This window comes from Streptomyces sp. 71268 (assembly GCF_029392895.1).
In the GTDB taxonomy this organism is placed as follows: Bacteria; Actinomycetota; Actinomycetes; order Streptomycetales; family Streptomycetaceae; genus Streptomyces.
Genome location: NZ_CP114200.1, coordinates 4,154,028 through 4,174,482, shown reverse-complemented (window position 1 = coordinate 4,174,482; position 20,455 = coordinate 4,154,028). Strand labels below are relative to the sequence as shown.

The 20,455-nt window shown below is 71.2% G+C and carries 19 protein-coding genes; 10 read left to right on the top strand and 9 right to left on the bottom strand.

Going from position 1 to position 20,455, the window contains the following annotated elements; translation table 11 throughout:
- Positions 1 to 56: 56 nt before the first annotated feature.
- The 5 genes from OYE22_RS16070 to trxA all read left to right on the top strand — a co-directional run bounded on the left by OYE22_RS16070 (position 57) and on the right by trxA (position 5,051).
- On the top strand, positions 57 to 1,784 hold the full coding sequence (locus tag OYE22_RS16070; protein ID WP_277324158.1) for a protein kinase family protein: 1,728 nt from the start codon (positions 57 to 59) through the stop codon (positions 1,782 to 1,784).
- A 37-nt stretch (positions 1,785 to 1,821) separates the two neighbouring features.
- Positions 1,822 to 2,511 (top strand): RNA polymerase sigma factor SigM, encoded by a 690-nt coding sequence (gene sigM, locus OYE22_RS16065; RefSeq protein WP_277321051.1) that lies wholly within the window; start codon positions 1,822 to 1,824, stop codon positions 2,509 to 2,511.
- Positions 2,508 to 3,545, top strand: coding sequence for a zf-HC2 domain-containing protein (locus OYE22_RS16060; protein WP_277321050.1), 1,038 nt, complete (start codon positions 2,508 to 2,510; stop codon positions 3,543 to 3,545). Before sigM ends, OYE22_RS16060 begins: the two co-directional genes overlap by 4 nt.
- 169 nt (positions 3,546 to 3,714) lie before the next feature.
- Positions 3,715 to 4,674: a thioredoxin-disulfide reductase gene (trxB, locus tag OYE22_RS16055; protein ID WP_176162910.1), complete on the top strand. Its 960-nt coding sequence runs from the start codon at positions 3,715 to 3,717 to the stop codon at positions 4,672 to 4,674.
- A gap of 47 nt (positions 4,675 to 4,721) precedes the next feature.
- Positions 4,722 to 5,051 (top strand): thioredoxin, encoded by a 330-nt coding sequence (gene trxA / locus OYE22_RS16050; RefSeq protein WP_277321049.1) that lies wholly within the window; start codon positions 4,722 to 4,724, stop codon positions 5,049 to 5,051.
- Positions 5,052 to 5,128: 77 nt separating this feature from the next.
- Here the strand turns inward: trxA and OYE22_RS16045 are convergent, their stop codons facing one another.
- The 9 genes from OYE22_RS16045 to rpmH all read right to left on the bottom strand — a co-directional run bounded on the left by OYE22_RS16045 (position 5,129) and on the right by rpmH (position 12,109).
- Positions 5,129 to 5,746 carry a GNAT family N-acetyltransferase gene (locus tag OYE22_RS16045; protein ID WP_277321048.1) on the bottom strand — a complete coding sequence of 206 codons (618 nt, stop codon included), beginning with the start codon at positions 5,744 to 5,746 and terminating at the stop codon, positions 5,129 to 5,131.
- Between the two features lie 261 nt (positions 5,747 to 6,007).
- Positions 6,008 to 7,174: a ParB/RepB/Spo0J family partition protein gene (locus OYE22_RS16040; RefSeq protein ID WP_277321047.1), complete on the bottom strand. Its 1,167-nt coding sequence runs from the start codon at positions 7,172 to 7,174 to the stop codon at positions 6,008 to 6,010.
- Positions 7,171 to 8,322: a ParA family protein gene (locus OYE22_RS16035; protein WP_277321046.1), complete on the bottom strand. Its 1,152-nt coding sequence runs from the start codon at positions 8,320 to 8,322 to the stop codon at positions 7,171 to 7,173. The genes OYE22_RS16040 and OYE22_RS16035 overlap by 4 nt, the downstream gene beginning before the upstream one ends.
- Positions 8,323 to 8,619: 297 nt before the next feature.
- Entirely contained in the window at positions 8,620 to 9,360 is a 741-nt protein-coding gene (gene rsmG, locus OYE22_RS16030) for a 16S rRNA (guanine(527)-N(7))-methyltransferase RsmG (RefSeq protein ID WP_277321045.1), read from the bottom strand.
- Between the two features lie 103 nt (positions 9,361 to 9,463).
- A complete protein-coding gene (locus OYE22_RS16025) occupies positions 9,464 to 9,970 on the bottom strand; it encodes a R3H domain-containing nucleic acid-binding protein (RefSeq protein ID WP_176162916.1) in 507 nt (168 codons plus the stop codon).
- Between the two features lie 14 nt (positions 9,971 to 9,984).
- Positions 9,985 to 11,214, bottom strand: coding sequence for a membrane protein insertase YidC (yidC, locus tag OYE22_RS16020; RefSeq protein WP_277321044.1), 1,230 nt, complete (start codon positions 11,212 to 11,214; stop codon positions 9,985 to 9,987).
- 3 nt (positions 11,215 to 11,217) lie between these two features.
- Positions 11,218 to 11,535, bottom strand: a complete 318-nt coding sequence (gene yidD, locus OYE22_RS16015; protein ID WP_277321043.1) for a membrane protein insertion efficiency factor YidD — start codon at positions 11,533 to 11,535, stop codon at positions 11,218 to 11,220.
- Positions 11,532 to 11,954: a ribonuclease P protein component gene (gene rnpA / locus OYE22_RS16010; RefSeq protein ID WP_176162919.1), complete on the bottom strand. Its 423-nt coding sequence runs from the start codon at positions 11,952 to 11,954 to the stop codon at positions 11,532 to 11,534. The genes yidD and rnpA overlap by 4 nt, the downstream gene beginning before the upstream one ends.
- A gap of 17 nt (positions 11,955 to 11,971) precedes the next feature.
- Positions 11,972 to 12,109 (bottom strand): 50S ribosomal protein L34, encoded by a 138-nt coding sequence (gene rpmH / locus OYE22_RS16005; protein WP_003949374.1) that lies wholly within the window; start codon positions 12,107 to 12,109, stop codon positions 11,972 to 11,974.
- A 420-nt stretch (positions 12,110 to 12,529) separates the two neighbouring features.
- On the opposite strand from rpmH, the gene dnaA reads away from it, so the two are divergent.
- The 5 genes from dnaA (at position 12,530) to OYE22_RS15980 (ending at position 19,922) form a co-directional block, all read left to right on the top strand.
- Positions 12,530 to 14,632, top strand: a complete 2,103-nt coding sequence (gene dnaA / locus OYE22_RS16000) for a chromosomal replication initiator protein DnaA (protein ID WP_277321042.1) — start codon at positions 12,530 to 12,532, stop codon at positions 14,630 to 14,632.
- 1,221 nt (positions 14,633 to 15,853) lie between these two features.
- Complete coding sequence (gene dnaN, locus OYE22_RS15995) at positions 15,854 to 16,984, top strand: DNA polymerase III subunit beta (protein ID WP_176162921.1); 1,131 nt, start codon at positions 15,854 to 15,856, stop codon at positions 16,982 to 16,984.
- Positions 16,985 to 17,213: 229 nt separating this feature from the next.
- Positions 17,214 to 18,098, top strand: a complete 885-nt coding sequence (gnd, locus tag OYE22_RS15990) for a phosphogluconate dehydrogenase (NAD(+)-dependent, decarboxylating) (RefSeq protein WP_277321041.1) — start codon at positions 17,214 to 17,216, stop codon at positions 18,096 to 18,098.
- Positions 18,099 to 18,168: 70 nt separating this feature from the next.
- A complete protein-coding gene (gene recF / locus OYE22_RS15985) occupies positions 18,169 to 19,314 on the top strand; it encodes a DNA replication/repair protein RecF (protein WP_277321040.1) in 1,146 nt (381 codons plus the stop codon).
- Positions 19,311 to 19,922: a DciA family protein gene (locus OYE22_RS15980; RefSeq protein ID WP_277321039.1), complete on the top strand. Its 612-nt coding sequence runs from the start codon at positions 19,311 to 19,313 to the stop codon at positions 19,920 to 19,922. Before recF ends, OYE22_RS15980 begins: the two co-directional genes overlap by 4 nt.
- The last annotated feature ends 533 nt before the right edge of the window (positions 19,923 to 20,455 follow it).

Below are 20,455 nucleotides of genomic sequence, written 5' to 3'. Positions count from 1 at the left end.
GCACAATTGTCGTGGCCGTGGAACAGGCGCAACGTATGGGGAGGCAGGGAACGACGGTGGCGGACCGGAGTACGGCTGCCGTCGACGTGGCCGATAACAGCGGCGGAAAGCCGCTGACCGCCAAGGCGGACAAGGCCACGACCGACGAGGCTAAGGCCGAGCAGAAGGCCAGCAACAACACAGAGACCGCGCGCCCTGTCGAGACGGACAAGAGCGCATCGGCCGATACAAGCCCCCCCGAACTGCACAGTGGTCACAAACTCGCCAGACGCTACCGCTTGGAGGAGTGCGTCACTCGTCTGGACGGATTCAGCAGTTGGCGTGCCGTGGACGAGAAACTGCGGCGCGCCGTCGGGGTGCACGTCCTCCCCGCCGACCACCCCCGCGCCCGCCCCGTCCTGGCCGCCGCCCGTTCCGCCGCGCTCCTCGGCGACCCCCGCTTCGTCCAGGTGCTGGACGCCGTCGAGGACAACGACCTCGTCTACGTCGTCCACGAGTGGATCTCCGACGCCACCGAGCTGACCACGGTGCTCGCCACCGGCGCGCTGGAGCCGCACGACGCCTACCAACTCGTCAGCCAGGTCTCCCAGGCCATGGCGTCGGCCCACCGCGAGGGACTGTCCCACCTGCGCCTGACGCCCAGCTGCGTGCTGCGCACCGAGTCGGGCCAGTACCGCATCCGCGGGTTGGCCGTCATGGCCGCCCTGCGCGGCATCACCGCCCCGCAGCCCCAGCGCACGGACACCGAGGCCATCGGAGCCCTGCTCTACGCCGCCCTCACCCAGCGCTGGCCGTACGAGAGCGACGCGCACGGCCTGGCCGGACTCCCCAAGGGCGTCGGCCTCATCGCGCCCGACCAGGTGCGCGCGGGGGTGCACCGCGGCCTGTCCGAGCTGGCCATGCGCGCGCTGGTCAACGACGGCGCCACCGCCTCCCGGCAGGAGTTGCCCTGCACCACTCCGCAGGAGTTGGCCGCGGCCGTCGCCGAGATGCCACGGGTGCGCCCGCCGGAGCCTTCGTTCACCGCGACCCCGGCCTACCAGCGCACCACGTACCAACAGGGCGCCTACGCCCAGCCGCCGGCCCGGGGCGGGAACGGCGTCGGTCGGTTGGCCCCGGCGCCACCGCCGCCCCCGCCGCCGCTCCAGAGCCGGGCCGGCCGCGCGCTCAAGTGGGCCGTCTCCAGCCTGCTGATCGCGGCCATCGGTCTCGGTAGTTGGCAGCTCGCCGACATCCTGATCAAGGAGGAGAACAAGCCGGGGGACTCGGGCCACCACCAGGGTGGGAAGGACGACGACCGCCCCAGGAAGCCGGCCCACAAGCCGCTGAAGTTGGCCGACGCCACCGAGTTCTCGCCGCTGGACGCCCCGTTGGCGGCCGAGAAGGTCTCCGCGGCCATCGACCAGCAGCCCGGCACCGCCTGGGTCACCAAGCGCTACGAGGGCTACGCCAACTTCGGCAACCTCAAGAACCGGTCGGACGGCAGCGGCATCGTCGTCGACCTCGGCAGCGCCAAGAACGTCGCCGGCGTGCAGGTCGACTTCTACGCCCCCGGGCAGAAGGTCGAGGTCCTCGCCGCCGACCCCGCGGCGACGTCCCCCGCCACCCTGTCGGACTTCCCGCAGGAGCTGACCAAGCTCAGGACGGCGGACAGCAAACTCGACACCACTCTCGACAAGCCGGTCCGAACGCGATACGTACTGATCCACATCACCGAACTGCCCAGCGACGGCTCCGCCGACGGTTACCGAGGGGGCATCTCGGAGATCAAGATCACGGGTTGACCCACGACAAGCGGCCGGCACGAGAGGGGGGCTCCCGTTGCACGACGCCGTGCACGGCGACGCGAACGACCGCGAGCTCCTGGCTCGCCACGTGGCGGGCGACCCCGACGCGTTCAGCGAGATCGTCCGGCGCCACCGCGACCGCCTCTGGGCCGTGGCGCTCCGCACCCTCGGCGACCGCGAGGAGGCCGCGGACGCCGTTCAGGACGCCCTGGTCTCCGCCTACCGGGCCGCGCACACCTTTCGCGGCCAGTCGGCCGTCACCACCTGGCTGCACCGGATCACGGTGAACGCCTGCCTGGACCGGGCCCGCAAGGCCGCCACCCGCAAGACCTCGCCCACCGACGACACCGAGCGCCTTGAGCAGCTCCTCGAACCGCAGGAGTCCGCAGCGGGCCCGGCGGAGCGCCAGGACCTTCACCGCGAGCTGCTGCGGGCACTGCGCACGCTCCCGCCCGACCAGCGCGCGGTCCTCATCCTCGTGGACATGCAGGGGTACCCCGTGGCGGAGGCGGCGAAGGTGCTGGGCGTACCCACCGGCACCATCAAGAGCCGCTGCGCCCGGGGCCGCGCTCGTCTGCTGCCCCTGCTGTCCCATCTCCACCCGAAGGAGCGGGATAGCTCCGAACACGACGGGGGAAGGAACCGGGCGCAGGGGACATCCGTCTCACCGCCGGCAGGGCCGAATGACACAGATCCCGTGAAGGGCGGAGGTGGGCGAGCGTGACGTCGACGACCGACACGGACGAGCACCCTGAGGTCGCGGAAATCTCCGCGCTCACCGAGGGAGTCCTGCCGCCCGACCGCGCGCGTTCCGTGCGCGAGCACCTCGCGGGCTGCACACTGTGCGCGGACGTCCGCACCTCGCTTGAGGAGATCCGCAGCGCGCTGGGCACGCTGCCCGGCCCGGCGCGGATGCCCGCCGACATCGCCGGCCGGATCGACGCGGCCCTGGCCGCCGAGGCCCTGCTCGACGCCACGACCGGCGACCACGAGCCGGCCGACACCACGAGCGTGAGCGGGACCGCCGGGGTACGTGAGACCGCCAGCGCGCGTGAGACTGACGGCGTACGCGAGAGCGACGGCGACGCAGGCGCCGGGTCCGAGGCCGGTCCTGAGATCAAGGCGGGCGATGTTTCACGTGAAACGGCCGCCGAGCCGATCGGTGTTTCACGTGAAACGACGCCCGGCGGTCCCAATCGCCCGCCGGGCCGCGCCCGCTCCACCACGGGACCGGGCCGGCAGGCCCCTGGCTCCCGGCCCGGGCGGGGTCGGCGCTGGCGCACCGCCCTGCTCGGTACGGCATGCGCGGCCGCCGTGCTCGGCGTGGGCACCTTCCTCGTGCAGAACGGCGCCGACGACGGGTCGCCACAGCGCCCCGCGGAGGGCGAGACCCGCGCCACGACGTTGACCGCCGCCAGCCTGGAGAACGAGGCGCGAGCCCTGCTCGCCTCGGAGGGAAAGACCCGCAAGCCGCGGAATCCGTCAGGCGAGGTCGGTGCGAACACCACTCCTCGCACACCGCTCGACGGAAGTAGCGCGACCGTGCCCTCGTGCGTCCAGCAGGCCACCAAGCGTCCCGAGACGCCCCTCGCGGCGAGGGAGGACTCCTTCAACGGCACCCCCGCCTACCTGGTGCTGCTGCCACACCCGGGCGACGACTCACGCGTCGACGCGTTCGTCGTGGACGCCGCCTGCGTGCGACAGTCCCCCTCGCCGCCCGGCACCGTCCTGATGCAGCGCAGCTTCGCCCGCGACTGAGCGTCCTCATCGCCGCGCTGTCCGTCACACGAACACGGCCGGAAGCCCGGGCGTCCCGGGAATGCCGGGCCCGTAGTATCCGTTGGGTGAGATGGCAGCAGTTTTCCGGGAACGATCGCCGGTCGGTTGCCCCCCAATCCGTCGTCGGCAGAGACAAGGAAGACATCCCGTGAGCGACGTCCGCAACGTGATCATCATCGGTTCCGGGCCCGCCGGCTACACGGCCGCGCTCTACACGGCCCGAGCCGCGCTGAAGCCCCTGGTCTTCGAGGGTTCCGTGACCGCCGGGGGTGCGCTGATGAACACCACCGACGTGGAGAACTTCCCCGGCTACCGTGACGGCATCATGGGCCCGGACCTCATGGACAACATGCGCGCCCAGGCCGAGCGCTTCGGCGCCGAGCTGATCCCGGACGACGTCATCGCGGTGGACCTCACCGAGGACATCAAGACGGTCACCGACTCCGCCGGCACCGTGCACCGGGCCAAGACCGTGATCGTGACCACCGGCTCGCAGCACCGCAAGCTCGGCCTGCCGCGTGAGGACGAGCTGTCCGGGCGGGGTGTCTCGTGGTGTGCGACGTGTGACGGGTTCTTCTTCCGGGACCAGGACATCGCCGTGATCGGTGGCGGTGACACCGCCATGGAGGAGGCCACCTTCCTCTCCCGGTTCGCCAAGTCCGTGACGATCGTGCACCGCCGGGACACCCTGCGCGCCTCCAAGGCCATGCAGGACCGAGCCTTCGCCGACCCGAAGATCTCCTTCATCTGGGACAGCGAGGTCGCCGAGATCCACGGCGACAGCAAGCTCTCCAGCCTGACGCTGCGGAACCGCAACACGGGCGAGCTCTCCGAGCTCCCGGCGACCGGCCTGTTCATCGCGGTCGGCCACGACCCGCGCACCGACCTGTTCAAGGGCCAGCTCGACCTGGACGACGAGGGCTACCTGCAGGTCGAGGCCCCCAGCACGCGCACCAACCTGCCGGGCGTCTTCGCCGCCGGTGACGTCGTGGACCACACCTACCGTCAGGCGATCACCGCCGCCGGCACGGGCTGCTCCGCGGCCCTGGACGCCGAGCGGTACCTGGCCGGCCTCGCGGACAACGAGCCGCCGGCCGCCGCCGTCTGACCCCTCCATCCCTCCCGCCCCCGCACCATCGAAACGAGGAAATCGCCGTGGCTGGCACTCTGAAGCATGTGACCGACGCCTCCTTCGAAGAGGACGTCATCAAGAACGAGAAGCCCGTGCTGGTGGACTTCTGGGCCGAGTGGTGTGGCCCGTGCCGCCAGATCGCCCCGTCTCTCGAGGCGATCGCGGCGCAGCACGGCGACAAGATCGAGATCGTCAAGCTGAACATCGACGAGAACCCGGCCGTGGCCGCCAAGTACGGCGTCATGTCCATCCCGACCATGAACGTCTACCAGGGCGGCGAGGTCGTGAAGACCATCGTCGGCGCCAAGCCGAAGGCGGCCCTTGAGCGCGACCTGTCCGACTTCCTCGGCTAGTCGACCGCGCGACCGCCCTGTGCTTCGTGGGCCCGCTCCCCTCGGGGGCGGGCCCACGCGCATGCGGGTGCGGCCCGTTACAGCGGGCGCAGCACCGGCTCCTTCTGAACGGCGCCCAGCAGCCGGTCCAGTGCCAGCTCCACGTCTTCCTTCCAGGAGATCGTGGCCCGCAACTCAAGGCGCAGCCGCGGATAACGCGGGTGCGGGCGCACGGTCTTGAAACCCACCGCCAGCAGGTGGTCGGCCGGCAACACGCAGGCGGGCCCCTCCCACCGCGCGTCCCCGAACGCCTCGACGGCCTTCACCCCGCGCCGCATGAGGTCCTTGGCCACGGCCTGCACCATGACCCGGCCAAGCCCCTGCCCCTGGAAACCGGGCATGAGCCACGCCGTCATCAGTTGTACGGCGTCGGCGCCCACCGGGCTGGTGGGAAAGGCCATGGAGCGGGGAACGTACGCCGGCGGCGCGTAGAGCACGAAGCCCACCGGCAGTTCGTCCACGTAGACCACGCGGCCGCAGGAGCCCCACTCCAGCAGCACGGCCGAGATCCAGGCTTCCTTCTCCACCTCCGGGCGCCCGGCCCTGACCGCCGCCTCGCCGCTGACGGGATCGAGTTCCCAGAACACGCAGGCGCGACAGCGCTGGGGGAGGTCCGTGAGGTTGTCCAGTGTGAGCGGTACGAGCCGACGCCCCATGTAGCCAGTTCCTCGCTTCCTCATCGGCCGCGGTTCCTGCGGCCGACCCGTGCGCCACGCCCCGGCCGGGCGTCCCCCGAAGCCGACGGCAGCCTCCTACGGGACCCGCCCCGCACCGTCAGCCACCGCCATGGGCGGGATGCCCGCTCGTCGCCGCGCCGCTCGTACGCATCGTAGCCACGAGCACATTCCCCCGGTACCGCCCGCCACGCACGGAGCGGGCCGCGCCCCGGGCGGGGCACGGCCCGCTCCGGCGGGGTGCTACTGAGCGGAGGTATCGTCCTCCGCCGCCTGCTCAGTGGCCCGCTCCGGGCCGGAGTGCTGCTCCAGCACGCGGCCCTCGCCCGGTGCCAGGGTGCCGAGGATGCGCTCCAGATCGTCCATCGAGGCGAACTCGACCACGATCTTCCCCTTCTTCTGGCCCAGGTCGACCTTCACCCGGGTCTCGAAGCGATCGGACAGTCGCGAGGCCAGGTCCGTCAGCGCCGGGGACACCCTGGCGCCGGCCCGGGGCCGCTTGGCCTTCTGCGTGCTGCTCGGCTGCGAACCCATCAGGGTGACGATCTCTTCGACCGCGCGGACCGACAGCCCCTCCGCCACGATGCGGTGCGCCAGCCGGTCCTGTTCCTCGGAGTCCTCCACCGAGAGCAGCGCCCGCGCGTGCCCCGCCGAGAGCACGCCGGCCGCCACGCGCCGCTGCACCGACGGCGAAAGACGCAGCAAGCGCAGGGTGTTGGTGACCTGCGGGCGGGAGCGCCCGATGCGCTCGGCCAACTCGTCGTGCGTGCAGTTGAAGTCCTGGAGCAACTGGTCGTAGGCCGCGGCCTCTTCCAGCGGGTTGAGCTGAGCGCGGTGCAGGTTCTCCAGCAGCGCGTCCAGCAGCATCTTCTCGTCGTCGGTCGCCCGGACGATCGCTGGGATCTTCGTCAGCCCCGCCTCACGGCAGGCGCGCCAGCGCCGCTCGCCCATGATGAGCTCGTAGCGCTCCGGGCCGACCTGGCGGACCACGATCGGCTGGAGGAGACCGACCTCCTGGATCGAGGTGACCAGCTCGGCGAGGGCGTCCTCGTCGAACTCGGTGCGCGGCTGCCGGGAGTTGGCGGTGATGGAGTCCAGCGGCAACTCAGCGAAGTGCGCGCCCAGGCCGTCGTCCACGGCCTGCAGGGACGTGGGCTCCGCGGCGGGCGCGTCCTCGGTTTCACGTGAAACGCCGTGCGCGGGGGCGCTCTCGTCCTCGGGCTGGCCACCGGCCGGCAACGTCGTCACCTTGGCCGCTGCCACGCCCCGCTCCGGCGACAACACCGGAACCGCCGTCGGTGAGGCCGCGCCGGCGCCCACCGCGGGCAGCGGCGGGCCGTCCGCTCCCTTGGGGGCGGCGGGAATCAGCGCACCGAGTCCGCGGCCCAACCCTCTCCGTCGCTCAGTCACTGCATCCCCTCCGACATGGTGTGCTGGTCAAGCTGTGGGTTCGCACGCGGCGTCGCGTGCGCATGCTGCCCGTCGTAGTAGACACCAGCCCCGCGCAGCGCGATCTCCCGGGCCGCCTCCAGGTAGGAGAGCGCACCGCTCGAACCAGGATCGTAGGTGAGAACCGTCTGCCCGTAGCTCGGGGCCTCGGAGATCCGCACGGAGCGCGGGATGCTCGTGCGCAGCACCTCGTTGCCGAAGTGGCTACGGACCTCGTCGGCCACCTGAGAGGCCAGTCGCGTCCGGCCGTCGTACATGGTCAGCAGGATCGTCGAGACGTGGAGCTTGGGGTTCAGGTGCCCGCGCACCAGCTCGACGTTGCGCAGGAGCTGGCCCAGACCCTCCAGCGCGTAGTACTCGCACTGGATCGGGATCAGCACCTCGGCGCCCGCCACCAGGGCGTTGACCGTCAGCAGGCCGAGCGAGGGCGGGCAGTCGATGAGGATGTAGTCCAGCGGCTGGTCGTACGCCTGGATGGCACGCTCCAGCCGACTCTCCCGGGCCACCAGCGAGACGAGCTCGATCTCCGCGCCGGCCAGGTCGATGGTCGCCGGGGCGCAGAACAGCCCCTCCACATCGGGGACGGGCTGCACGACGTCGGACAGCGGCTTGCTGTCGACCAGCACGTCGTAGATGGAGGGAACCTCGGCGTGGTGGTCGATACCGAGGGCCGTGGAGGCGTTGCCCTGCGGGTCCAGGTCCACGACCAGCACACGGGCGCCGTGCAGCGCGAGGGAGGCCGCCAGGTTCACGGTCGTCGTGGTCTTGCCGACGCCGCCCTTCTGGTTGGCGACCACCATCACCCGGGTCTGCTCCGGGCGGGGGAGCCCCTCGCCCGCGCGCCCCAGCGCCGCTACGGCGAGCTGCGCCGCGCGGCCGACAGGGGCGGCGGAGGCTTCTCCCTCGTACGCGGACGAGGCATCCATCGGGGGCGGCGTTTCACGTGAAACATCCTCCCCGGGAGCTGAGGGCCCCACGGGCGCGCCCGGGGAGGGCTCAGCGGTACGGGGACCGGGGACCGGTTCGGTCATCGGTCCCGCGATGTTGGCGTCGGACCGCAAGGATTCACCCTCCTCGACATCAGGCTCGCAATGAACAGAGCCTGCCATGCTTTCGGGGTTGGGAACCAGCGAGGCCCGTTCTCCTGTGGATGAATCGGCTCTGGTGCGGGGTTGAGGGTCGCGCGGCGCGGCAGCCGCACGACCGCGACTGATGATTCCATGCAGCAGGGAACGACGTTTCACGTGAAACACGATGCATGGGCGTGCCGATCACAACGGTCCGACACTCCGGTCTGCGTACTCTTGGCAGCTTGTATGGAGCATTGCCCGAAGTGCGCACCCCGCTCCACTCGGCACCTCTCTGTCACGGGAACATGCCGGTGAGCCGACCGGCCCCGCCCCCGCTCACCGACGGCGGCGAGGCCCCTTGCGAGCCGCCTTGGCCCGCTTCGCGGCGAACCGCACCCCGCCCGGGCTCTCGCCCACCTCGACCCGCACCACGGTGGACGGCGGATCGACGATGCCCTCCCCCACCTGCAACACCGAGGTCTCCACCACGCCGAGCTTGCTCAGCGCGGCCCGGGCGCTCCTGAGCTCCTCCTCAGCGGTGTCACCCTTCAGCGCCAGCATCTCGCCGTACGGCCGCAGCAGCGGCACGCCCCAGCCGGCCAGCCGGTCCAGGGGAGCCACGGCGCGGGCGGTCACCACGTGCACCGGCTGGAGCTTGCCCAGCACCTCCTCGGCCCGCCCGCGGACCACCGTGACGTGGTCGAGGCCGAGGAGCTCCACGACCTCCTGCAGGAAGTTGGTCCGTCGCAGCAGCGGCTCCAGCAGGGTGATCTGCAGATCCGGTCGGGTGAGCGCGAGGGGGATGCCCGGCAGCCCGGCCCCCGAGCCCACGTCGCACACCGTGACGCCCTCGGCCACCGCCTCCGAGAGCACCGCGCAGTTCAGCAGGTGTCGCTCCCACAGCCGCGGCACCTCACGGGGCCCGATCAGGCCGCGCGTGACGCCCACGTCGGCCAACAGCTCGGCGTACCGCACGACCTCCGGAAAGCGGTCGCCGAACACCTCCCGCGCCGCCTCCGGCGCTGGGGGAAGTTCCTCCGCTGCCTCCGCCACGAGGACCGTCCTTCCTCTCGACATGCCGTTGCCCTTGCTGACAAGCACCGGCCCCGTCTGCGCACAGACGGGGCCGGACGTACGGGTTGTTCCTCCCGGGCCCTCGGCCGGGAAGGGAGTCACCGGATCACGCGGGAAGCACGACCACCCGGCGCTCGGGCTCCTCGCCCTCAGACTCGCTCCGCAGGCCCGCCGCCGCCACCGCGTCGTGCACCACCTTGCGCTCGAAAGGCGTCATGGGGTCCAGCTTCACGGGCTGTCCGCTGCCCTTGGCCTCTTCCGCGGCCTTGGCGCCCAGCTCCGACAGCTCGGTGCGCTTGCGCGCCCGGAACCCCGCGATGTCCAGCATCAGCCTGCTGCGGTCGCCGGTCTCCCGGTGCACCGCGAGCCGGGTCAGCTCCTGCAGGGCCTCCAGCACCTCGCCGTCGCGGCCGACCAGCTTCTGCAGGTCGCGGCTGGTCGATTCGCTGATGATCGACACCGCGGCGCGGTCCGCCTCGACATCCATGTCGATGTCGCCGTCGAGGTCCGCGATGTCCAGCAGACCCTCAAGGTAGTCAGCCGCGATCTCGCCCTCCTGCTCCAGGCGAGTCAGAGTGTCGACACCCTCGGCCGGGGTGGTGCCTTCCGTCACGGATGGACTCCTTCTTACTTCTTGGATGGGTGCTTCGGGCCGCGCTGGCCCTTGCGCTGCCCGGACTTGGCGTTACGCGAGGATCCGGAGGCGGAGCTGCCGCTCGACTTGCCGGACTGCGCCCCCTTCTTCCCCTTCTCCAGCGAGGTCTTCTCGGCGCCCGCTCCGGACGTCCCGGCGCCCTTCGCGCCACCGGTCTGCGCCGTGGCCCTGGCCCGGCCCTGCCCGCGTCCGCTCTTCGCCCCGCCCGCCGAGGGCGTCGCGTCCGGCTTGGGCTTGGCTCCCGGCGCCTTCGCGCCACCGGCCTGCGCCGCGGCGGACTGGCGCTGGGCCTTGGTCTGCTTCTTGGGCTGCTGCCGGTTGGCCCGGGCGGTCTCGACGGCCTGTCGCGCCTCGACGACCTCCGGGTCCTCCTTGAGCTTGCCCTTGGCCCGCAGCCGCTCCTGGCGGTGGGCGTAGGCGACGCTGCCGGGGGTGGGGTTGCGGCGGATGATGAACATCTGCTGCCCCATGGTCCACACGTTGGTGGTCAGCCAGTAGACGAGCACACCGACCGGGAAGTTGATGCCGAAGACGGCGAACATGATCGGGAAGATGTACATCAACATCTTCTGCTGCTGCATGAACGGCGTCTTCACGGTCAGGTCGACGTTCTTCGTCATGAGCTGACGCTGGGTGAAGAACTGCGACGCCGACATCAGGATGATCATCGTGACCGTGACGACGCGGACGTCGGTGAGCGAGGCGCCGAGCCCCTCGACCTTGGACGCGCTGCTCATGAACTTCACGGACAGCGGAGCACCGAAGATGTGCGCCTCACGGGCGCTGTCCACCAGGTCCTGGTTGATGAAGCCGACCGGGTGGTTGTTCGCGATCTTGTTGAGCACCTGGTAGAGCGCGATGAAGAACGGCGACTGCGCGAGGATCGGCAGGCAGCTGGAGAGCGGGTTGGTGCCCGTCTCCTTGTAGAGCTTCATCATCTCTTCGGACTGACGCTGCTTGTCGCTCTTGTAGCGCTCCTGGATCGCCTTCATCCGGGGCTGGAGCGCCTGCATGTTCCGCGTGGCCTTGATCTGCTTCACGAAGAGCGGGATCAGGCAGATGCGGATGAGCACCACCAGCGAGACGATCGACAGGCCCCAAGCCCAGCCGCTGTTCTTGTCGAAGACGAGGCTGTACAGCGAGTGGAACTGGACGATGATCCAGGAAACTACGTCATAGAGAGGACCGAGGATCGTGTCCACGAATCAGGCTCCTTGGGCGTTGGGCTGAGACTCAGGCTGCGCGGCGGGCTTGGCGGTGGAGTGCCCACGCAGACGACTCCGCAGCCACTGGTGCCACACCGGACGCTTCCGGGCGGGTACGTGGTCGACACCTCCGTGCGACCACGGATTGCAGCGCAGAATGCGCCAGGCCGTCAGCGCCGTGCCCTTCACCGCACCGTGCACGTTGATGGCCGTGTAGCCATAGTGCGAGCACGACGGGTAGTACTTGCAGACCGGCCCCAGCATGGGGCTGATGGTCCACTGGTAGAGCTTGATCAACCACAGCAGCGGGTACTTCATCGCGGCACCCTCCCCTTGGTCTGACCCCCGAGGTTCACCGAGGGAGTCTCCGGGGAGGCCCCGCCCAGCAGCCGCCGTAGCGCGGTGTCGAGATCGCGGGCCAGTTGCTCGTGGCCTGCCTCGCCCGCGCCGGGCAGCGCCCGTACGACTACCAGGCTACCGGGGGGGAAGCGGTCGAGTCGGTCGCGCACCAGGTGGCGCAACCGCCGCTTCACCAGGTTTCGGGTGACGGCGTTGCCGACCGCTTTGCTGACGACGAAACCCGCACGCACCTGGGGAGCTGTCTCCCCAGGTGGGTGCGGGTCCGATGTACCGCTTCGCAGATGCACGACAAGGAGCGGGCGCCCGGCCCTGCGTCCTCGGCGTACCGCGGTCGCAAAGTCCTCGCGCCGCCTCAGCCGATGCTCGGTAGGCAGCACGTCATGACCTGTGCTGGTCAGGCGGACAGACGGGCGCGACCCTTGCCACGGCGGGACGCGAGGATCGCGCGGCCGGCACGGGTGCGCATACGCAGCCGGAAGCCGTGGGTCTTCGCGCGGCGGCGGTTGTTCGGCTGGAAGGTGCGCTTGCTCACTCGGGGGCTCCAGAAATGAATGTGTAGTGGCGGGACATCGCCTGGCTGTCACCGTGCGCCCACGAGAAGCTCGTATACGCCCGATTGCACCGCTTTCTCACCACGGATCGTGGATGTATGCCCATCGGAGGCAGGCGGCAGCAGCCATCGACAACTCGACCTGGTTACGGTACGCGCGGCTACGCCATTCGGTCAAACCAACGTGGGCGCAGCGCTCCACCACCACCGTATACCGGGGCGCCAGAGCACGAGGCGACGCCGCATGGCACATTTGTACACACCCTGTGGACAACGACTTGAACCACGCGCGTCGGCCTGACTACCGTGGCGGAACTCTGAATCCTTCCCGCCCGTCCCAAGAACCACGCATTCGTGGGAACTGTCGGCGTCCCCCTCTGAGTGAGTGAGTGAGCGTGCCCTGTGGCTGACGTACCTGCCGATCTTGCCGCAGTGTGGCCACGCGTACTGGAGCAGCTCCGCGGCGAGGGCAGAGGGCAGGGCGTCGAGGCCAAGGACGAGCACTGGATCAACCGCTGCCAGCCACTGGCGCTGGTAGCGGACACGGCGCTGCTCGCGGTGCCCAACGAGTTCGCCAAGGGCGTGCTTGAGGGCCGGCTCGCGCCCCTGATCAGCGACGCGCTCAGCCGCGAGTGCGGCCGTCCGATCCGCATCGCGATCACGGTGGACGACTCCAAGAACGAGCCCGCCGCACCGCAGCCCCAGGGCCCCGCCCCGCACCACCCGTCCGCCCCGCACCAGGGCCACGGCGGCCAGCAGTCCCGTTACGGCGACGCCCCACGGGACAGCTTCGACACGCGTGACGGCTATGACGCGCGTGACGGCAGGGACGGTCGGGACACCCGCCCCGGGCGCGACGCGCGTGACGGATACGACGGCGGCCGCGAGGGCTACGAGTCCCGCGACGCCTACGAGCCGTACGACGGCCGGGACGCCTACGACAAGCGGGACCCCTACGACGCGCCCGCCGCCCGCGAGGCGTACGAGGGTCGCGAGGGCTACGACGGGCGCGAGGCGCGGGACGCGTACGACACGCGCGACGGCCGCGAGGCGCGGGACGGCTACGACGGGCGCGAGAGCTACGGCCGCCCCGGCGACGAGTTGCCCAGCGCCCGCCCCGCCTACCCCGACTACCCGCAGCAGCGGCCCGACCCCGGGGCCTGGCCGCGCTCCGGTGGCGCCCCGCTGCCCGAATCGCGCGGCGACTACAACACCTGGCAGCAGCCCCGGCTCGGCGGCTTCCCGGACGCGGACCCGTACGCCCAGCGTGGCCAGCACCCGCAGCACGGGCCGCCCGCGCACGGGGGCTCGCCCTACGAGACGCAGCGTCGCGACCCCGCCGACCCCTCCTCCGTGCTGCCCCGCTCCGGGCCCGGCGGTCAGGGCCCCGGACACGGCGGCCCGCCCGCGCCGACGGGCGCGCCCGGACCACTCGCCGCGCAACCCGCGCCGGCGCCGGGCCCCGGTGAGCCCACCGCGCGGCTGAACCCGAAGTACCTCTTCGACACCTTCGTCATCGGCGCCTCCAACCGCTTCGCGCACGCGGCGGCGGTGGCCGTGGCGGAGGCGCCGGCCAAGGCGTACAACCCGCTGTTCATCTACGGGGAGTCGGGGCTCGGCAAGACGCACCTGCTGCACGCGATCGGGCACTACGCGCGCAGCCTCTACCCGGGGACGCGGGTGCGGTACGTCAGCTCGGAGGAGTTCACGAACGAGTTCATCAACTCCATCCGCGACGGCAAGGCGGACGCGTTCCGCAAGCGGTACCGCGACATGGACATCCTGCTCGTGGACGACATCCAGTTCCTCGCGAGCAAGGAGTCGACGCAGGAGGAGTTCTTCCACACCTTCAACACGCTGCACAACGCCAACAAGCAGATCGTGCTGTCGTCGGACCGGCCGCCGAAGCAGTTGGTGACGCTGGAGGACCGGCTGCGCAACCGCTTCGAGTGGGGCCTGATCACCGATGTGCAGCCGCCCGAGCTGGAGACGCGGATCGCGATCCTCCGGAAGAAGGCGGTGCAGGAACAGCTCAACGCGCCCCCGGAGGTGCTGGAGTTCATCGCCTCCCGCATCTCGCGCAACATCCGGGAGCTTGAGGGCGCGCTGATCCGGGTGACGGCGTTCGCCAGCCTCAACCGGCAGCCGGTCGACCTGGGGCTGACCGAGATCGTGCTCAAGGACCTGATCCCGGGTGGCGAGGACGCGGCCCCGGAGATCACGGCTACCGCGATCATGGCCGCGACGGCGGACTACTTCGGGCACACCGTCGACGACCTGTGCGGCGCCTCCCGCAGCCGGGTCCTGGTGACCGCCCGGCAGATCGCGATGTACCTGTGCCGCGAGCTGACGGACCTGTCGCTGCCGAAGATCGGCGCGCAGTTCGGCGGCCGTGACCACACGACGGTGATGCACGCGGACCGCAAGATCCGGGCCCTGATGGCCGAGCGGCGGTCCATCTACAACCAGGTGACCGAGCTGACCAACCGCATCAAGAACGGCTGACGCTCACACCTCGCCGCGTCCCCTCCGCCATGGGGCCCGTCCTCCGGGGCCCCGCTTTCGCGTGCCCGCGCCGGCCCCGCGCGCGGCGGTTGATCCCCATGCTGTGGATGGTCTTCGCCGCGCGCTCGCGTGCCGCCGCGCCTGCGCGGCCCGGCGGCACGGGCGGCCCGGCACCGTACGCGACCTGCCGTCCCGGACCCCGCCGTTCCTGGCGCGTCCTGCCGTTCCGGGCCGTTCCCTGACGCGCCCCGACGCGGGCGCGGCGCCCTCCCCGTCACGGCTCTCCGACGGCTACCCGCGCGTCCCGACGCGCGCCGAGCGCACCCGCCGTGCGACCGCTTCGCTTCGTCAGGACGCTCCCTCCGGCGCTCCCGGCATCGCTCCGGGAGCGTCGTTTGGCGTTCATCGACCGGTCTGGAAGCCGTCGTGGAGCGGATACGGGGCGGCCACGGCGGGGACACCCGCGGGGGAAGGTGTTCGATTACGGAGGTGGACACGGGTCTTCTCCACAGATGTGCGGACTATTTCGCGTCCACAGGCTGGGGACTGCTGGACTGTCCCAAACGTGTCCACAGGCCGCCCTGGTGAGAGAGGATCTTCCGAGGTCAGACGCGTGTGGATTTGTGGCAAACCGTCATCCACAGGCTGTGGACAAGATTTCGTCCACAGGGCGTCCCGACCGGTTGTCCACTGCCTACCCACAGCTCAGCCGCCCTTGTGCACAGCTTCGGCCGCCTTCTCCACACCGTTGTCCACTGTTCGGCAACGCGACACCCCCTCTCACCGGAGCGAGTGAAAGGCGTCACACCAAGGCGCCGGGTTGGGCTGTGGGGAACGTGGGTAAAACTGGGGACGCGGCTGGGGAGAAGTAGGGCTTCCCTGTGTATCGGGTGTGCAGAACTTTCGGCGGTCCACAGAGACCTCGGGTTATCCACCACCGCCGCCCACAGGGTCAGTGGACAAAAAATGCGCCGTGACCTGCCCAAAGGCAGTTATCCACGGTTTCCACAGGCCCTACTACTACGACCACACATTGAGAGCGAGAAGTTCGTTTCGAAGTGGGGCCTGTGCACAACTCGGGTCCGGGTCGCTCCCACGCCCTCGCACCGACTTGACCCCGACGCGCACTCGCTGTCGGTGGCGTGCGTCAGACTGGTCTCCGGCAGTCAGCCGACGACGAAGGCCAGCAAGGCGAGTCAGAAACAGCAGGAGGCGGTTCCGGTGAAGATCCGGGTGGAGCGCGATGTACTCGCGGAGGCAGTGGCCTGGGCAGCCCGCAGCCTCCCGGCCCGTCCGCCCGTCCCCGTCCTCGCGGGCCTGCTGCTGAAGGCGGAGGAGGGCTCGCTGAGCCTCTCCGGCTTCGACTACGAGGTCTCCGCCCGGGTCTCCGTCGAGGCCGACGTCGAGGAGGACGGCACGGTCCTGGTCTCCGGCCGGCTGCTGGCCGACATCTGCCGTGCGCTGCCGAACCGCCCGGTGGAGATCTCCACCGACGGTGTACGCGTGACCGTCGTGTGCGGTTCCTCGCGATTCACACTCCACACCCTGCCTGTGGAGGAGTACCCGGCGCTGCCGCAGATGCCCAGCGTCACCGGCACCGTGCCCGGCGAGGTCTTCGCCGCCGCCGCCGCGCAGGTGGCCATCGCCGCCGGCCGCGACGACACGCTCCCGGTCCTCACCGGTGTGCGCATCGAGATCGAGGGCGACCACGTCACCCTGGCCTCCACCGACCGCTACCGCTTCGCGGTCCGCGAGTTCCTGTGGAAGCCGGAGGCGGCCGACCTGTCCGCCGTCGCGCTGGTGCCCGCCAAGACGCTCCTCGACACGGCCAAGTCGCTGACCAGCGGCGACACCGTGAGCATCGCGCTCGCGGGCTCCGGCGCCGGCGAGGGCCTGATCGGCTTCGAGGGCGCCGGCCGGCGTACCACGACCCGCCTGCTCGAAGGCGACCTGCCGAAGTACCGCACGCTGTTCCCGACCGAGTTCAACTCGGTCGCGGTGATCGAGACCGCGCCGTTCGTCGAGGCGGTCAAGCGCGTGGCGCTGGTGGCCGAGCGCAACACTCCGGTGCGGCTCAGCTTCGAGCAGGGCGTGCTGATCCTGGAGGCCGGTTCCAGCGACGACGCACAGGCTGTGGAGCGCGTGGACGCGCAGCTTGAGGGCGACGACATCTCGATCGCCTTCAACCCGACCTTCCTGCTGGACGGGCTCAGCGCGATCGACTCCCCGGTGGCCCAGCTCTCCTTCACCACCTCGACCAAGCCCGCCCTGCTGAGCGGCCGGCCGGCCGTGGACGCGGAGGCCGACGAGGCGTACAAGTACCTGATCATGCCGGTGCGTCTGTCCGGCTGAGGCCGGTGACGGCCGGGCCATGGGACGCTTCCCGTGGCCCGGCGGGCGCGGCGCCGCCTCGTGGTCCACAGTGAGTGGCGTAGGCGGGTACTCGACGCGTCGGGTGGCCCCTCCAGGACGCGCGGCGGGCGCCCCGTATGAGCGGCGGAGCCCACAGTCGTGCAGGCGGGGCCGGGCGTAGGCTCGACCGCGTTACCCAACGCACTCACTCCGGCAAGAAGGATTAGTGATGGAGCTCGGTCTCGTCGGTCTCGGCAAGATGGGCGGCAACATGCGCGAGCGCATCCGCCGCGCAGGCCACACCGTCATCGGATACGACCGCAACCCGGACCTCGCCGACGTGGCGAGCCTGGAGGAGCTGGTCGGCCAGCTCCAGGGGCCGCGCGTGGTGTGGGTGATGGTCCCCGCCGGGGCGGCCACCCAGTCCACGATCGACGAGCTCGGGGCGCTGCTGTCCCCCGGCGACGTCGTCGTGGACGGCGGCAACTCGCGGTGGACGGACGACGAGAAGCACGCCGCGGAGCTGGCCGAGAAGGGCATCGGCTTCGTGGACTGCGGCGTCTCGGGCGGCGTCTGGGGCCTGGAGAACGGCTACGCGCTGATGTACGGCGGCGACGAGGAGCACGTCGCCAAGGTGCAGCCGATCTTCGACGCGCTGAAGCCCGAGGGCGAGTTCGGCTCGGTGCACGCGGGCAAGGTCGGCGCCGGCCACTTCGCCAAGATGGTGCACAACGGCATCGAGTACGCCATGATGCAGGCCTTCGCCGAGGGCTGGGAGCTGCTGGAGGCGGTGGACTCGGTCACCGACGTCCGCGAGGTCTTCCGTAGCTGGCAGGAGGGCACGGTCATCCGGTCCTGGTTGCTCGACCTGGCCGTTCGCGCGCTGGACGACGACGAGCACCTGTCGAAGCTGCGGGGTTACGCGCAGGACTCCGGCGAGGGCCGGTGGACCGTGGAGGCGGCCATCGACCACGCGGTGCCGCTGCCGGCGATCACCGCGTCGCTGTTCGCCCGCTTCGCCTCGCGGCAGGACGACTCGCCGTCGATGAAGATGATCGCCGCGCTGCGCAACCAGTTCGGTGGCCACGCGGTGACGAGCAACACGGACAAGTAACAGCAGGTCAGCGCGTGTCGTAGGAGGCGCGCTCGGACGTTGGTCGACGGGGGAGGTCGGTACGGAAACCATGCACGTCTCGCATTTGTCACTCGCCGACTTCCGCTCGTACGCCCGGGTCGAGGTTCCCCTTGACCCGGGCGTCTCCGCGTTCGTCGGCCCCAACGGGCAGGGCAAGACCAACCTGGTCGAGGCCGTCGGCTACCTGGCGACGCTGGCCAGCCACCGGGTCTCGTCCGACGCGCCGCTGGTGCGGATGGGCGCCGAGCGGGCGATCGTGCGGGCCGCGGTCGTGCAGGGCGACCGGCAGCAGCTCATCGAGCTGGAACTCAACCCGGGCCGGGCCAACCGGGCCAGGATCAACCGGTCTTCGCAGGTCAGGCCGCGCGACGTGCTCGGCATCGTGCGTACGGTGCTGTTCGCGCCGGAGGACCTGGCGCTGGTCAAGGGCGACCCGGGTGAGAGGCGGCGGTTCCTCGACGAGCTGATCACGGCCAGGTCGCCGCGGATGGCCGGGGTGCGCTCGGACTACGACCGGGTGCTGAAGCAGCGCAACACGCTGCTCAAGACGGCGGCCATGGCGCGCCGGCACGGCGGCCGGCAGCTCGACCTGTCCACGCTGGACGTCTGGGACCAGCATCTGGCCCAGGTGGGCGCGGAGTTGCTGGCCCAGCGGCTCGACCTGGTGGCCACGCTGCGGCCCCTCGCCGACAAGGCGTACGAGCAACTGGCCCCCGGCGGTGGGCCGGTGGTGCTGGAGTACCGGAGTTCCGTCAGCGAGGCGGCGGGTGGCGCGCCGCTCGGCGCGGAGACGGGCCGGCCGGAGCTGTACGAGCTGCTGCGGGCGGCGCTGGGCGAGGCGCGCAAGCGGGAGATCGAGCGGGGCGTGACGCTGGTCGGCCCGCACCGGGACGATCTGCTGCTGAAACTGGGCGAGTTGCCCGCGAAGGGGTACGCGAGCCACGGCGAGTCCTGGTCGTACGCGCTGGCGCTGCGGCTCGCCTCGTACGACCTGCTGCGGTCCGAGGGCAACGAGCCGGTGTTGGTGCTGGACGACGTCTTCGCCGAGCTGGACGTGCGCCGCCGGGAGCGGCTCGCGGAGCTGGTGGCCCCGGGCGAGCAGGTGTTGGTGACGGCCGCGGTGGACGACGACGTGCCGGGGGTGCTGACGGGCGTGCGGTACGCGGTCTCGGAAGGTGTGGTGGAGCGCATATGACGTGGCCTGTGTCGGGCGGATCGGGCCGGGAGCGGGACGCGGCCCGGGGGCCGCGGGCCGGCGCGGACCGCGACGACGGCCCGGGCGCGGCCCCGGCCGGTGCGGCGGTCGAGCCCACGGGCGTGGACCTGGCGCGGGTGGCGTTGCGGGCGGCGAAGGAGCGCGCCCGCGCGCACGGCGCGGCCGCGCAACAGAAGAAGCAGGCCAGGCGCGGTGGGTTGCGCTCCGGGGCGCGGGCGGACGGGCGCGATCCGCTGCCGTTGGGCGCGGCCATCAACCGGCTGATCACCGAACGCGGTTGGGAGGCGCCCGCGGCGGTCGGCGGTGTGATGGGCCGCTGGCCCCAGCTCGTCGGGCCCGAGGTCGCGCAGCACTGCGAGCCGCAGCGGTACGACGAGGACGCGCGGGTGCTGACGGTGTGTTGCGACTCCACGGCCTGGGCCACCCAGCTCCGGTTGCTGGCGCCGCAGCTCGTGGCGCGGCTCAACGCGGACCTGGGCCACGGCACGGTGCGCACGCTCAAGGTGCTCGGCCCCGGTGGTCCCGCGCGCCGGTACGGACCGCTGCGGGCGCCCGGCAGCCGTGGCCCGGGCGACACCTACGGCTGACCCGACGGGCCCGCGTCGGCCTGGCCCCGGCCTGCCGCGAGGGGGGCCGCACCGGCCGTCCTCGCTCCGCCGTCGCACGGGGCTCGTGTCGCTGTCGTAGGGCTTTCGCTCCGCGCGTCTCGTGCCTCGCGGGCACAACGGCGGCAGAAATCAGCCGTGGGCCGCGCGGGGGCGTGCGTCGGTGGCGGAGGCGGGCGCGGCGGCGCGAGGCAGCCGGGCCGTGCTGGCCCGCGCCCGCGTGATGTGTTGGTGGCATATTTCCCGCGACCTGCGGCGATGCGCCGGCGGGCGGAGCCGGCGCCTCCCCGGGCGCGCGCTGCGGGCGACGCGCAGCGTGCGGGGGGCGGTGGCACGGTGGCGCGCGCTGCCGACGTGGGCGCGGCGGGTGGTGCCACGGGCACGGGGCCGCGGCGGGCGGACCGGGTGTGGGACGGACGGGAACATTGAGACGCCGGTCACATCGCCGGTCGTTGATGGGTCGAAGCGCTGAGTGCCTGTGTGAGCCTCCTGGAAGCCCAGACCAGATATGGGGA

Coding starts and splice junctions, on each gene's coding strand:
- OYE22_RS16045 (WP_277321048.1), bottom strand. CDS start 5,746: ATGGGGCGTCGGCTCGTACCGCTCACACTGGACAACCTCACGGACCTC.
- OYE22_RS16035 (WP_277321046.1), bottom strand. CDS start 8,322: ATGGCAGGCTCTGTTCATTGCGAGCCTGATGTCGAGGAGGGTGAATCC.
- rsmG (WP_277321045.1), bottom strand. CDS start 9,360: ATGTCGAGAGGAAGGACGGTCCTCGTGGCGGAGGCAGCGGAGGAACTT.
- yidD (WP_277321043.1), bottom strand. CDS start 11,535: ATGAAGTACCCGCTGCTGTGGTTGATCAAGCTCTACCAGTGGACCATC.
- gnd (WP_277321041.1), top strand. CDS start 17,214: ATGGAGCTCGGTCTCGTCGGTCTCGGCAAGATGGGCGGCAACATGCGC.
- recF (WP_277321040.1), top strand. CDS start 18,169: ATGCACGTCTCGCATTTGTCACTCGCCGACTTCCGCTCGTACGCCCGG.
- OYE22_RS15980 (WP_277321039.1), top strand. CDS start 19,311: ATGACGTGGCCTGTGTCGGGCGGATCGGGCCGGGAGCGGGACGCGGCC.